Origin of the sequence: Thalassospira mesophila (genome assembly GCF_002115755.1) — a bacterium.
Classification (GTDB): domain Bacteria; phylum Pseudomonadota; class Alphaproteobacteria; order Rhodospirillales; family Thalassospiraceae; genus Thalassospira; species Thalassospira mesophila.
Genome location: NZ_JFKA01000003.1, coordinates 136,441 through 148,924, shown reverse-complemented (window position 1 = coordinate 148,924; position 12,484 = coordinate 136,441). Strand labels below are relative to the sequence as shown.

The following is a 12,484-nucleotide window of genomic DNA, read 5'->3' as shown; positions in this document are numbered from 1 at the left end:
AACGAAAAACATTTTTATGGGCCGGGATTTAATTCTTATGGTACTCGTTTATCGGCGAGCCGCACCAGCACCGAGTTGCCTATAACGAAAATGTGTTATGGACAACAAGATGAATATGGGGCTTACCTGAAAATTATACCCTTAAAACAACCAGTTGCGTTCCGGGGAACATGACCGACCTTTTCGAAGATTCAAACCAAAGCACCACAAACGCGTATTCAGCCAAGGATATCGAGGTACTCGAAGGACTGGAACCAGTCCGCCGTCGCCCCGGTATGTATATTGGGGGCACCGACGATACCGCACTCCACCATCTGGTGGCTGAAATCCTTGATAACTCGATGGACGAAGCGGTTGCCGGCCATGCTGACTGGATTGAACTGGAACTTCAGACCGACAATACGGTTCTGGTCCGCGATAACGGCCGTGGCATTCCAACCGACCCGCACCCGAAATTTCCCGATAAATCGGCGCTTGAAGTCATCTTGACCACCCTGCATTCGGGCGGCAAGTTTTCGGGCAATGCCTATGAAACATCGGGCGGTTTGCACGGGGTTGGCATGTCGGTGGTGAATGCGCTCACCGACAAGTTTCGGGTTGAAGTGGCGCGTGACCGCAAACTGGTGTTTCAGGAATATTCCAAGGGCACGCCATTAGGGCCGCTTCAGGATGGCGGATCGGTCAGCAACCGGCGCGGCACCACGGTTATTTTCCGCCCCGACCCCGAAATTTTCGGCGCACGGGCCAAATTAAAACCGGGCACCGTGTTTCGCATGGCGCGGTCGAAGGCATATTTATACAAGGGCGTTGAAATTCGCTGGTCCTGTGATCCGTCCCTGATCACTAGCGACGATCCGACCCCGCAAAAAGAAGTTCTGAAATTTCCCAACGGCATTCTCGACTATCTGGAAATGACGCTTAAAGGTCGCGATATGGTGACCGAACGCCCGTTTGCCGGCGAAGCGAAATTTTCCGAAAGTGCCGGGCGCGTTGAATGGGCTGTGGGTTGGCCGGACGGCGGCGAAGGTTATTTTCATTCCTATTGCAACACCGTGCCCACCCCGCTGGGCGGCACGCACGAAGCCGGCTTTCGTTATGCCCTGACCAAGGCGCTTAAATCTTATGGCGATATGGTCGGGATAAAAAAGGCCGCAGCAATTACCGCCGAAGACGTTTTTGGTGGCGGCTGTTTCATGCTGTCGCTGTTTATTCCCGACCCGCAATTTCAGGGCCAGACCAAAGAAAAGCTGGGCACCCAGAATGCGACCAAACTGGTTGAAACGGCCGTTCGCGACCATTTCGATCATTGGCTGACCGGGGACACCGAAAATGCCAAGCACCTGCTTGAACGCATTATCATGCGCGCCGAAGAACGCCAGCGCCGCAAGGAAAAGAAAGAAACCAAACGCCAGTCAGCAACCCGGCGTTTGCGTTTGCCCGGCAAGTTAACCGACTGTTCGCGTTCGATCGCGGCGGGCACCGAAATTTTCCTGGTCGAAGGGGATTCGGCTGGTGGCTCGGCCAAACAGGCGCGCGACCGTGAAACACAGGCTGTGTTGCCCCTGCGCGGCAAAATCCTGAACGTGGCATCGGCAACCCGCGAAAAAATGATGGCCAATCAGGAAATCAAGGACATGATCGAAGCCTTTGGCTGCGGTGCCGGGGCCGATTTCCAGTTAAAAGACCTGCGTTATGAACGTGTCATCATCATGACCGATGCTGACGTTGACGGTGCGCATATTGCATCCCTGCTGATGACATTTTTCTATCAGGAAATGCAGGGATTGATTGACAACGGCAATCTGTTTTTGGCCCTGCCGCCGCTTTACCGCCTGACACAGGGCGGCAAAAGCATCTATGCGATGGATGATGCCGAAAAAGAAACCTTGCTCAATACCGAGTTTAAAAACCCTGCCAAGGTTGAAATCTCGCGTTTTAAAGGTTTGGGTGAAATGCCGTCGCAGCAGCTGCGCGAGACGACCATGTCGCCTAAAAACCGTACCTTGCTGCGCGTTACCCTGCCCGACGCCGCCGAGCCCGATGGCCGGGCGCAAACCAAGGATCTGGTGGGACGCCTGATGGGTAAAAAACCGGAATTGCGGTTTCAGTTCATTCAGGAACATGCGCGTTTTGTCGAGGATATCGACGTTTAATCCTGCGCCATATCACTTTCATCAAACCCGGCCTTTTTGTGCCGGGTTTTTTGTCCGTTTAATTCGGGGGTTTGCGTTATGCGTGCCGATTATGCATCGATTTTGGCTGATATTGCGACGCGCATAAAACAACGCGATTTCCCGAACGCCCGTAACGCGGATTATATCCCCGCCCTTGCCGCCGTTCCAAGTGACCGCTTCGCCCTCGTGATCCGCCATGTCAGCGGGGCCGAATTTGCCATTGGCGATGCCGACATTGCCTTTTCGATCCAAAGTGTATCGAAGGTTTTTGCCCTGGTGCTGGCTTTGCGAAGCTGCGGCGATGACCTTTGGCAGGCGGTGCGCCGCGAACCCAGCGGATCGGCGTTTAATTCGCTGATCCTGCTTGAACAGGAAGAAGGCATTCCGCGGAACCCGTTTATCAATGCCGGAGCCATCCGGGTGTGCGATATGATTTCGTCGCGCTTTGCCAACCCTGACCGTTCCGTTGCCGAATTTCTGGGCCGTTTATGCACAAACCCCGAAATTCGCACCGATAACGACGTTTATCTGTCCGAAGACCAGCACGGCAACCGCAACCGTGCCATTGCCTATTTGATGAAAAGTTTTGGCAAGCTTGATAACCCGGTCGAATCGGTGGTGCGTGCCTATTTCAAGCAATGTGCCATCGCCATGACGGCCCGCGAACTGGCCCGGGCCACGTTGTTTTTGGCCAATCAGGGTGTTGGCATTGACGGCACCCAAATATTGTCCGCTTCCGAAGCCCGCCGGATTAACGCCTTGATGCTTACATGTGGCATGTATGACGGGGTCGGCGATTTTGCATTTTCGGTGGGCATTCCCGCCAAAAGCGGGGTTGGCGGGGCCATTATCGGGGTTATTCCCGGCGAATTTTCGGTCTGTGTCTGGTCACCGCGCCTTGATGGCAGCGGCAATTCCGCCCCCGGAATCGCCGCACTCGAAATGCTGACCGATGCCATTGGCCGCTCGGTTTTCTAAAACAAACGGACTACCGGCCCGGCAAATAGCGGCGCAAAACATCGTCTTTGACCACAAAATGATGCCACAGGGCCGCCAGGGCATGCAGCCCGGCCAGAATGATCAAGACCGTGGCCATGGTGCCATGAATATTTTCCGCCAATTCGTGCAATTCATGATTGTCAGCGAAATTTGGCAATGAAAACAGCCCCAACACCGGAAAATTATGGCCAATGGTGGTCATGGCCGTTAACCCGGCAAGCGGGATGGCCAGCATCAGAAAATACAACACACCCTGCATGATGCGGGCCGCCAGATTGGTTTTTATGGCATTTTCAGGCGGTTGTGCCCGCTTTTGGCGCGCATTAACAAACACCGCAATCATACGCGGTAAAAACAGCACCAGAACCGACAGGCCGATCAGGATATGCCAGCCCATGACAGGCAACCGTTGATCGCGGGGCAAATCTTCCATTACCTTGCCAACGATGAAAACAGCAATAATCAATGCCGCCATCGCCCAGTGCAAGGCGGGCACCAGCCAGTGCGGGCGGCCAGACATCGCGGTGTCGGGTTGATCTGATGCGGACGCAGACAAATTTTGCAAAGACACTGACATTTTGCGATCCTTGGGACTATGTTTTACGGATCACAATCGTACATCCCACCTGTAACCCCCTGATCCCCGAATTGTATCAATTTGTCCCCGGGGTTTGACGCATCCCAGAAGCGCGCTCAAATCCCTGTATTGGCACAAAATTCATCCCCGGGAAGTCCCATAAGGAGCCCGCCTTCCATGTTCGCCAAGCGCCACCCCAAAGCACTTTTGCTGGTTTTACTGGGCATTGCCGCCCCGCTGCTTGCCGCGTGCGGTGCCAGTAATATCGAAGCCCCGTTTTATGACACCACCGATGTCGCCGGTTTTAAAAGCTATGCCGCCCCTTCCAACATCATGGTGATGGAAGTTCACGACGGGCAAACAGGCATTGATGACGCCAGTTGGGCCAAAATGTTTTCCCATCACGGTTTTGCCCCGCAGCTCAGCTTTATCACCCCGCAAGAGGCCCAAACCCGGCTGGACAGCACCAACGCAACGCCCGACCATCCCGCCTTGCGGCCCAAGCACCGCATGGTCGTTGTGGTAAACCCGACCCAGAACACGTCGCGCGATGCAATGTGTACCGACCCGCAAAATGCCGCCGTAACGCTGAGTCAGGCGCAAACGCCGGTACGATTTGCGTTTTGTTCGGGCGATAGTGTGATTTCGGAATTGCGCGCCAATATTGAAACCCCGATCGACCGTAAAAAACTTGCCGATCTGGCGCCGACCGTCATCCATTACCTGTTTCCGATCAGCCAGCCTGATCGCAATGATGATCATTGCTCGCGCTTGTCACCCGGATGCTAACCACACATGCCTTAACGCGCCAGCAGCGCCAATAATCCGCTTGCAAAAGCAGCCGGTGCCTCCAGTGGCACATAGTGCCCGGCACCGGCAATCTGGCTAAATTGCGCACCGGAAATGCCCTGCGCCATTTGGTGCTGAACCGGTGCCGGTATCATGTTATCGCCGTCCCCCCACATAACGTGGCAAGGAATGGTAATATTCGACAGTAAAGCGGTAAAATCCGGGCGGTTTGCCACGGCAATTTGCTGACGGCGAAAAACATCTCGCCCCAAATTTTGCGCCATATCGTCTAGCAACGCCAACAGGCGCGGCTGGTGGCGGTTATCAGGATGCAGGGCCTGATCAAGAATGGCGTCATTAAAACCGCGAAAAACAGGTTGCTGTGCCGCCAGTCGCGCCAGCAACAACCGCCGGCGCCGGGTGGCCGCATCATCGGCGCCGGCGCGGGTATTAACCAGCATCAGGTGCGAAACGCGCCCGGGGCAGCGTCGTAAAATTTCAAACGCCACATATCCGCCCATCGACATGCCGACAAGGGCAAACCGCCCAGGCATCTGCGCCAGAACCTGATCTGCCATATGGCCTATCGAGTCCCCGGCCGACACATCCATAAAATACGGCTGAACCATCCCGCCCGCATTCCGGTTGCCAAGAAACGGCAGGGTCTCGCCCCACAACCGCGCATCGGCCAGCATGCCCGGTAAAAAGGCGACATCGCAAACGGTTTCGGATTTGCAAGATTGGGCGAAATCGGGCGCTTGTAGCGCGTCGCCACGCACAACCGATGGCGCACAACAGGGGTCGGAGGACACGTCGCTCACCGGCCAACCTTAACGGATCAGGGCGCTAAGTTCTTTGAACTCCGACGTTCCTGCAACCCGCAACCATTCAAACATCACGCTTTCACGGGTGACAATCACGGCCCCGCCATCGCGCATGCGCTCCAGCCCGAAAATGCGGTCATCCTGCTTGCGCGAGGTAACGGCATCGGCCACCACAAAAACCTCGCGGCCACGATCAATCAGGTCCAGCACGGTTTGCAACACGCAGACATGGGTTTCCATACCCGCCACCACTACCTGGTCCCGCCCGGGAATTTCTTCGAGCTTGTCGATGAAACCATCGGCGGCAACGCAGGAAAAACTGGTTTTGCTGACCACATTGCCGCCATGCGCAATATCTTTTGCATTTTTCAGCAAATCGAGAATCGGTTTGCTGGTACGGCCCAGCCCTTTGGGATATTGTTCCGTCACAATTGCTGGTACCGACAGGCAATTGGCGCATTTTAACAGGAAGCAGCAGGCATCAACCGTTTCAACCGGGTCGAGGCAGGCGGGATAGAGTTTTTCCTGAACATCGACAATAACCAGAACGGAACGGGTGACATCCATTAACATCGTCAGTCTCCTGATTGGCAGCACATTTGAGCTACGATACGCTGGCAAGGACCGCCAAACAAGCATGTGGCGGGTTAAAAATGCGCTGCAACCACCTTTTTGAAGGCGTTTTTCTTGACTTGGAGCGGGCTTGGCTTTACCACCCAAGCAGATTTGTCTTTAAGTAAATCAATCTTTAACGCATTTGTTGCGGGAACCCGAATCATATGACTTTCGCCGATCTCGGTCTGAGCGAAGATATCCTCAAAGCCGTCGCAGACGCCGGCTATGACACTCCGACCCCCATCCAGCGCCAGGCTATTCCTTCTGTTATGATGGCACGCGACATCCTTGGCTGCGCGCAAACCGGGACGGGCAAAACGGCCAGCTTTGTTCTGCCGATGCTTGATATTCTTCATCATGGCCGTGCGCGCATGCGGATGCCGCGCTCCATCATCCTTGAACCAACGCGCGAACTGGCCACCCAGGTGGCACAGAATTTCGACACCTACGGCAAGTATGTGCCGCTGTCGAAAGCGCTGGTGATTGGCGGAGAATCGTTTGTTGAACAGCAAAAGATTTTGGAAAAAGGTGCCGATGTTATCATCGCAACGCCTGGCCGTCTGATTGATACCTTCGAGCGCGGCAAACTGCTGCTGTCTGACTGCAAATTGCTGGTCATCGACGAAGCCGACCGCATGCTCGATATGGGTTTCATCCCTGACATTGAAAAAATCGTCAACATGTTGCCCAAGCAGCGCCAGACGCTGTTTTTCTCGGCAACCATGCCCAAGGAAATTCGGCGTCTTGCCGACAAATTCCTGAGCAACCCGAAAGAAATCACCGTTTCTGCGCCGTCAAGCATGGCGACAACGGTTGAACATAAACTGGTTGTTGTTGACGAAATGGACAAACGCGAAGCCCTTCGCCGTTTGATCAGAAACGAAGATGTCAAAAATGCCTTTGTGTTCTGCAATCGCAAAAAAGACGTCGATATCCTGTTTAAATCGCTGACCAAACACGGCTTTAATGCCGGTCGCATGCATGGTGATCTGGTGCAAAGCGAACGGACGGAAACGCTCGACAAATTTAAAACCGGCGCCATCGCCGTGCTGATTTGTTCCGACGTTGCCGCACGTGGCATTGACGTTGCCGATGTGTCGCATGTGTTTAACTTTGACGTGCCGTTCAACGCCGAAGATTACGTTCACCGCACCGGTCGTACCGGGCGTGCGGGACGCGCGGGCAAGGCCTTTACCCTTGCCACTCCGGAAGACGGCAAACTGGTTGAAGCGATTAACAAAACCATCAACATGACGATTCCGATTACGTCGGTTGAGGGCATTGAAATTCTGGAACTGGACTTTAGCGGCAAGAAACGCCGTAACAAGCGCAGCAAAGGTGGTGAACGCGGTGAACGCGGTCGCAATGGCGACAGTGGCCGTAATGGCGACGACGGTAACAATAACCGTCGCAATTCATCCCGCCGCCCCGGCCCGCAGGAGCAGAAAAACACTGCACCGGCAGCACCACGCGACGCCGCCAAACCGGCAGAACGCCCGGCGGCGGCACCAGCAGCCCCCGCACCCGTTGCCGCCCCGGCGGCCAGCCCGGCACCATCGCAGGCGGCAGCGCCGTCTTCACCTGCACCGGCACGCCATGTGCGCGACCCGCGCGAAGACCGCCATCAGAACCGCCCGCAACGGGACCGTAAAAATCATAACCGTCGCGACCGCGATGATCATGATGACAAGCCGGTCATCGGCATGGGCGATCACGTTCCGGCATTTTTGCTAACGGCAGTCCCGTTATCGTCGCTGCGCAAACCGGCAAAAAGTGACCAAGACGACGAAGAAATCAAACCGGTAGAAAAGAAAACCGCCCGTAAGGCATCCCCTCGCAAAACCGGTTCGTCGCGTAACAACCGCAAACCGGCCCGCAACAATGATGCCAACAAGGCATCTGACACGGAAAATGCTGCAAAACCGGCCAATGCTGAACAAACTGCAAGGTTTGAAAATGCGCCGGCCCCTGCAACGGCTGGCGTAACACCGGCAACCGAAGCAGCACCGGCACCAACACCCGCAACCCCGGCTGAACCGGCTGCAGTTGCCCCGGCACCCGCTGCCGAAAACACGGCTGGCGCGGCATCATCAGCAGCACCGGAAACATCGGCAAGTGCAGAACCGGCAAAAGCCGCCGACACGGCAACTGACGGCGATAACGCAACCGTTGCACCGGCAAAAGCCAAAGCAACCCGTGCGCCGCGCAAACCGCGCGCGCGTGCTGCCGCCAAACCCAAAGCCGCTGCCAAAACGGCAGCCGCAGCGGACGGCGAGCCTGGAGCAAGTGATAATAATGGTGACACGGTAAAAGCTGCCCCTAAAAAGGCCGCCAAGCCGCGTGCGCCGCGCAAACCGCGGAAAAAACCCGCTGCCAGCACCGACAGTGCAAACGCCAGCGATGGCGCGGCCAGCACCGATCAATCCAGTCCGGAAAACGCTGGTTGATCGCCACCATATAAAAACGGGGATAATTTCCCCGTTTTTTCGTTCCTGGTCCGCCTGACCGGAATGACGATACAAAAAAGCCGCCCGGAAATGTGCCGGGCGGCTTTTTTCATCAGCAGATTGTCGCCAATATCACACGGCGCGAAACAGCCCGGTTGGCAATTTGCGTTCGGGGCGACGTTTGCGCATCAATTTCAACATTGTCTCAACCGAAATTGATTGCAGCGTTGCATAGGTAATGGCCTCGATCTCGTCCATGACCTGCCCCAAAGCCACGCCGGCATTGGTTTCCTGCACAATCCCGTTCGATGGTCCAGCACCGACTTCTTCAAACAACTCAACCACGTCTAGCAAGGTTGTGCGTTTGGCATTACCGCAAAAACGGTAACCGCCCCCCGCCCCCCGGACCGATTCCACCAGCCCGGCCCGGCCCAGATCGCGCAGCACCTTTGCCAGATGGTTGGTGGAAATATTATACCGTTCGGCAATTTCCGAGGCCGAAAGCTGGCGCTGGGTATCCTCTGCCAGTTCCAAAACCGCATACAGGGCAAACAATGTCGCTTTTTGCAGAGACATCATGGCTTAGCCCTCCTCTTCCATATCGGTTTCAAGCTGGATAAAGGGCCCCGCCATCATGCCCTGGGCGCGGAAGAACGACATCAGGTCGGTTGCATCGCGCGGAATCATCGTGCGCACTTTTTGCACCCCGGCATGACGGAAACATTTGCAAATTTCGCGATATAAAATCGTGCCAACACCACCCATGCGCAAATCCGGCTCGACGCTCACCGTGCCAACCCAGCCACACGGCACCGAGTTAAATTCCCACTCGCGCACTTCACCAAAAATACAGCCCAGCAACGTGTCGCCTTCTTCGGCAATCAGGAAAAAGCGGCTGTCCTTGCGATTGCCATAGCGCACAAATAAATCATCCCAATAGTCTGGCTTGCGCAGGCCTGTGGTGCGCTCGTCGAGGTCAACCACCGGTGGCAGGTCGCCTTTTACGGCGGGTCGAATATTGATTTTATGATCGTCGATGAAAACCAGGTTATATCCCGGTCTGTCTTGTGCTGCGTCCACCAAATTTGCCTTTCCTGTCCCGCTGGCAACCAACTGGTTCCCGCGCCCCTTAGCAAGCGACTGAGCAGGAGATGTCGCCCATCCCAAATACGTAATTTAGTACGATTATACTACACTGTCAGGATGGCAAGCAGCAATGATAAGTTCCGCCCTCCCCATGCGCCAAACGCTGGTGCAATATCGGCGGCAAGGCAGCGGCGGCATTAAAAACGCACATATATTTATGCTGTCGTATCGATCACCGCTGTCACTGTTTTGCAATAACCTTCATGCTGCCCTGCAGCAACCCATAAATACGACACAGCCAATAAAAGCACATATCCCCGCCCCGGGCGATAAAGACTCCGTTATGCAATTGTATTGTTTGCCCCGATACCAAGGTGCGTCCTGATACAACACCGTCGCGCCACCCGCGCACCATGCTCGCATCAACACCGCCGGGCCAGCGGCGTTATTAACACCCAAATCACACCGATATGCCACGCAACGATTGACAGAACGGCCAAGTCATGGCTTATCGCGCCAAAGAGATTGCTGCGTAAAAATCGCCTTTCGGGCAAAAATTTTGCGCAGCCCGCATGTGACTATCGTTCAGTTTTTCCGTCCAGAGGAGTGGGGCACGCTATGGCGCGCAACGGTTTTGACGCAATTGACCGCAATATTCTTCGTGAAATTCAGGAAGATGGCCGCATCTCGATGGTCGAGCTGGCCGACAAGGTCGGGCTTTCGGTGTCGCCCTGTCTGCGCCGGTTGCGCAAGCTAGAAGAAAGCGGCGTCATTCGTAAATATGTCGCCTTGCTAAACCCGTCGCATTTGCATCTTGGCGTGAATGTTTTTGTGACCGTGTCACTTACCCAGCATGACGAACCGTCGTTACGCCGGTTTGAAACCGCAGTGCAGCAACATCCCGAAATTGTCGATTGTTATGCGATGGTCGGCAATCAGGATTATATGATGCGGATCGTGGTGCAGGACCCGGCTGCCTATCAACGGTTCCTGTCTGAAGTTATGATGAAACTGCCCGGTGTGGCCAATATCAAATCCAGCTTCACCCTGCACGAAGTCAAAAACAGCACCCGCCTGCCCGTCCCCGAAACCGACTGATTTTCCCAAACCGCCAAAACCCTGCACGATTATCGGTCACACCCGGTTTAGCACCAGTGAAACGGCACCACTGCCCGTCGTAAGCCGTATAAATCGCAGATTTGGTCTACCGCTCATCCTTTGCCAAAGCCTGCGGCATCGCGCGGAATAATGGTGGGGAACAACCCCACCAGCGTTAACCCGCGCAGCAGGAAAAACAGGTTAAACGCCGCCCATAAGGCATGATTGCTTTGCAGGGCGACCGCCCCCCAGGCAAAAACAGCAAACAATGCCACCGAACATAACATCATGTTGCGCCAGTGGCGGGTTTGCATAGCACCCAAAAATACCCCGTCAAACTGAAAGCCTAAAACCCCGGTGACCGGCAACAATACCGCCCACGGCAAATATTGATAAGCGGCCTCGCGGACCTCTGTAATACTGGTCAGGCCATCAATGATTGGCACGCCCAGAACGGCAAAAACCAGCGCCATCGTGCAGGCCGAAATTACCGCCCAGATGGTGGTTTTGCGCACGGCCCATAAAAACTGTTTGCGCCGTTCCGCCCCATAGGCCTGCCCGACCAGGGTTTCGGCGGCATGGGCAAAACCATCAAGGGCAAAAGACCCGAACATCAGAAAATTTTGCAAAACTGCATTGGCCGCCAGCGTGACCTCGCCAAAGCGGGCACTAAACGTGGTGAACAGGGCAAAGGCCGATGTCAGCGCCAGGGTCCGAACAAAAATGTCGCCATTGACCTTCATCAGGCGCAAAATCCGGTCACGGTCAAAAAGGGCGACATCGCGCCAGCGCCCGCCCAGCCGTGCCAAATGGGGCTGCATCAAAATCCAGCCCAGCACCACACCGGAATAATCGGCAATCACAGTCGCCCCGGCCACCCCGCGCACATCCCAGCCAAAGCCTTGCACAAACAAAATATCAAGAAAGACATTCAGCGAGTTCAAGACAACCTGAAAAATAAACACTGCCCGGCTGTCGCGCATCGCCAGCAACCAGCCCAGCATGCAATATTGCATCAGGGTCGCGGGGGATGCCCAGATCCGAACATGGAAATAATCGCGCGCAGCGGCTTCAACATCGGCAGAGGGTGCAATCAGGCGCATCGCAAGCTCGACAATGGGCCATTGCAGCACCATCACCAGCAAACCCGCCACAATCGCAATCAGCGCGCCCCGGGCAAACACTGCGCGCACTTCGCTGGCATCTCGCCTGCCGGCCGCCTGGGCGGCCAAACCGGTGGTCGCCATGCGCAGGAAGCCAAAGCTCCAGAACACATAACTGAAAATCAGCGCCCCGATGGCAACCGCACCAATATAATGCGGGCTGTCAAGATGGCCGACCACGGCGGTGTCAACAGCGCCCAGCAACGGCACCGTCGCATTTGACAAAATAATCGGCACCGTAAGGGCCAAAACACGCCGGTCCCCTTTACCCGGCCAGCGGCGCGATTTTAACATGGTGGCCTCATAACAAATAAAAACAGATCATCAGCGGTTTACTGCATCAAACGACGAACAGTTTCTACCGGCATCGTTTTTCATATCGCGCGCCCGGCACCTTGGCGAGATATGATTGGCAAACCGGCGGTCAATCCCGTTAGAAAACGCCATAAATTCACGAATTTTCCGGCGATTGTCGTTTGTATGCAATATCCTGTCCGGCGGTTTTAGATCCATATGAATCACAGACCACTTGCAAATTACCCACAAACAGAACTTTTTATGTTTTCATTTTCCACCACAGGGTGTTTCGATAAAAAGTCTGTATTTGACGGGTATTACAAACGACAGCATAGAAATTTTAAAAACTGGCGGTTATTCGTGGAACAATTTATCCACAATTTTATCCACAATTGCGGCATTGTCGCCCCGCCGC

11 protein-coding genes are annotated in these 12,484 nt (G+C 55.1%); 5 read left to right on the top strand and 6 right to left on the bottom strand.

What is annotated here, in order from left to right; genetic code table 11:
- Positions 1-170: 170 nt before the first annotated feature.
- Positions 171-2,153 carry a DNA topoisomerase IV subunit B gene (gene parE, locus TMES_RS08550; protein WP_085581497.1) on the top strand — a complete coding sequence of 661 codons (1,983 nt, stop codon included), beginning with the start codon at positions 171-173 and terminating at the stop codon, positions 2,151-2,153.
- 78 nt (positions 2,154-2,231) lie between these two features.
- Entirely contained in the window at positions 2,232-3,152 is a 921-nt protein-coding gene (locus TMES_RS08545) for a glutaminase (RefSeq protein WP_085581495.1), read from the top strand.
- Between the two features lie 10 nt (positions 3,153-3,162).
- On the opposite strand, the gene TMES_RS08540 is transcribed toward TMES_RS08545, so the two are convergent.
- Positions 3,163-3,750 (bottom strand): cytochrome b, encoded by a 588-nt coding sequence (locus TMES_RS08540; RefSeq protein ID WP_085581493.1) that lies wholly within the window; start codon positions 3,748-3,750, stop codon positions 3,163-3,165.
- A gap of 177 nt (positions 3,751-3,927) precedes the next feature.
- Here TMES_RS08540 and TMES_RS08535 point away from each other — a divergent pair, with 177 nt between their 5' ends.
- Positions 3,928-4,539 carry a hypothetical protein gene (locus TMES_RS08535; RefSeq protein ID WP_085581491.1) on the top strand — a complete coding sequence of 204 codons (612 nt, stop codon included), beginning with the start codon at positions 3,928-3,930 and terminating at the stop codon, positions 4,537-4,539.
- Between the two features lie 11 nt (positions 4,540-4,550).
- Here the strand turns inward: TMES_RS08535 and TMES_RS08530 are convergent, their stop codons facing one another.
- Both TMES_RS08530 and TMES_RS08525 read right to left on the bottom strand, forming a co-directional pair.
- Entirely contained in the window at positions 4,551-5,360 is an 810-nt protein-coding gene (locus TMES_RS08530) for an alpha/beta fold hydrolase (protein ID WP_245835265.1), read from the bottom strand.
- 9 nt (positions 5,361-5,369) lie between these two features.
- Positions 5,370-5,936 carry a hydrolase gene (locus tag TMES_RS08525; RefSeq protein ID WP_169718838.1) on the bottom strand — a complete coding sequence of 189 codons (567 nt, stop codon included), beginning with the start codon at positions 5,934-5,936 and terminating at the stop codon, positions 5,370-5,372.
- Between the two features lie 206 nt (positions 5,937-6,142).
- Between TMES_RS08525 and TMES_RS08520 the strand changes: the two genes are divergently transcribed.
- Entirely contained in the window at positions 6,143-8,425 is a 2,283-nt protein-coding gene (locus TMES_RS08520; protein ID WP_085581489.1) for a DEAD/DEAH box helicase, read from the top strand.
- Positions 8,426-8,557: 132 nt separating this feature from the next.
- On the opposite strand, the gene TMES_RS08515 is transcribed toward TMES_RS08520, so the two are convergent.
- Positions 8,558-9,004, bottom strand: coding sequence for an Rrf2 family transcriptional regulator (locus TMES_RS08515; RefSeq protein ID WP_085581487.1), 447 nt, complete (start codon positions 9,002-9,004; stop codon positions 8,558-8,560).
- Positions 9,005-9,007: 3 nt separating this feature from the next.
- Positions 9,008-9,505: a GNAT family N-acetyltransferase gene (locus tag TMES_RS08510; RefSeq protein WP_245835264.1), complete on the bottom strand. Its 498-nt coding sequence runs from the start codon at positions 9,503-9,505 to the stop codon at positions 9,008-9,010.
- Between the two features lie 624 nt (positions 9,506-10,129).
- Here TMES_RS08510 and TMES_RS08500 point away from each other — a divergent pair.
- A complete protein-coding gene (locus TMES_RS08500; RefSeq protein WP_085581483.1) occupies positions 10,130-10,609 on the top strand; it encodes an Lrp/AsnC family transcriptional regulator in 480 nt (159 codons plus the stop codon).
- A 113-nt stretch (positions 10,610-10,722) separates the two neighbouring features.
- On the opposite strand, the gene TMES_RS08495 is transcribed toward TMES_RS08500, so the two are convergent.
- Complete coding sequence (locus TMES_RS08495) at positions 10,723-12,066, bottom strand: MATE family efflux transporter (protein ID WP_085581481.1); 1,344 nt, start codon at positions 12,064-12,066, stop codon at positions 10,723-10,725.
- Between the last annotated feature and the right edge of the window lie 418 nt (positions 12,067-12,484).

Excerpts from the sequence above, each read along its gene's own strand:
- parE (WP_085581497.1), top strand. The coding sequence starts at position 171 with ATGACCGACCTTTTCGAAGATTCAAACCAAAGCACCACAAACGCGTAT.
- TMES_RS08545 (WP_085581495.1), top strand. The coding sequence starts at position 2,232 with ATGCGTGCCGATTATGCATCGATTTTGGCTGATATTGCGACGCGCATA.
- TMES_RS08540 (WP_085581493.1), bottom strand. The coding sequence starts at position 3,750 with ATGTCAGTGTCTTTGCAAAATTTGTCTGCGTCCGCATCAGATCAACCC.
- TMES_RS08535 (WP_085581491.1), top strand. The coding sequence starts at position 3,928 with ATGTTCGCCAAGCGCCACCCCAAAGCACTTTTGCTGGTTTTACTGGGC.
- TMES_RS08525 (WP_169718838.1), bottom strand. The coding sequence starts at position 5,936 with ATGTTAATGGATGTCACCCGTTCCGTTCTGGTTATTGTCGATGTTCAG.
- TMES_RS08520 (WP_085581489.1), top strand. The coding sequence starts at position 6,143 with ATGACTTTCGCCGATCTCGGTCTGAGCGAAGATATCCTCAAAGCCGTC.
- TMES_RS08515 (WP_085581487.1), bottom strand. The coding sequence starts at position 9,004 with ATGATGTCTCTGCAAAAAGCGACATTGTTTGCCCTGTATGCGGTTTTG.
- TMES_RS08500 (WP_085581483.1), top strand. The coding sequence starts at position 10,130 with ATGGCGCGCAACGGTTTTGACGCAATTGACCGCAATATTCTTCGTGAA.
- TMES_RS08495 (WP_085581481.1), bottom strand. The coding sequence starts at position 12,066 with ATGTTAAAATCGCGCCGCTGGCCGGGTAAAGGGGACCGGCGTGTTTTG.